Here is a 412-nt window from a genome sequence, read left to right on the forward strand (position 1 = left end):
CGCGCCCGTAGCTCAACGGATAGAGCATCTGACTACGGATCAGAAGGTTGGGGGTTCGAATCCCTCCGGGCGCACTTTGTCATGAGTCGCGTCATGCTTGACGCATGAGTCGCGACATGCTGGACGGACCGGCATCCCAGTTGTTTTTTGTTCTGGGGTGCCGGTTTTGTTCATTTGGGGTGAAGTGGTGGGTCGCCGTGTTTCCAGTAGGCCTTTTGGTAGTCGCGGGCGGTGTCGATGTAGTGCTCGGTGATGACTTCTCCGGTTTCGACCAGTGATGTGATGATGTGGTTGTCGGTGATGACCATGAGAATTTTCTTGTGTTTGTAGGTGCGTCCAATGCCGAGGTGGAAGAGTTTGCCGGCGTAGCGCACGCTGACTTTGCCGTTTTTGTCGACTGTGTCGTTTCGGG

At 55.1% G+C, this 412-nt stretch carries 1 tRNA gene and 1 pseudogene; one reads left to right on the forward strand and one right to left on the reverse strand.

What is annotated here, in order from left to right:
* The first annotated feature begins 1 nt into the window (after position 1).
* Positions 2-74 (forward strand) — tRNA-Arg (locus tag HMPREF2791_RS00140).
* Positions 75-170: 96 nt separating this feature from the next.
* On the opposite strand, the pseudogene HMPREF2791_RS00145 reads toward HMPREF2791_RS00140, so the two are convergent.
* A pseudogene (locus tag HMPREF2791_RS00145) lies at positions 171-412 on the reverse strand (IS481 family transposase); the annotation flags it as partial.

Source organism: Corynebacterium sp. HMSC034A01 (genome assembly GCF_001838175.1).
GTDB lineage: Bacteria > Actinomycetota > Actinomycetes > Mycobacteriales > Mycobacteriaceae > Corynebacterium.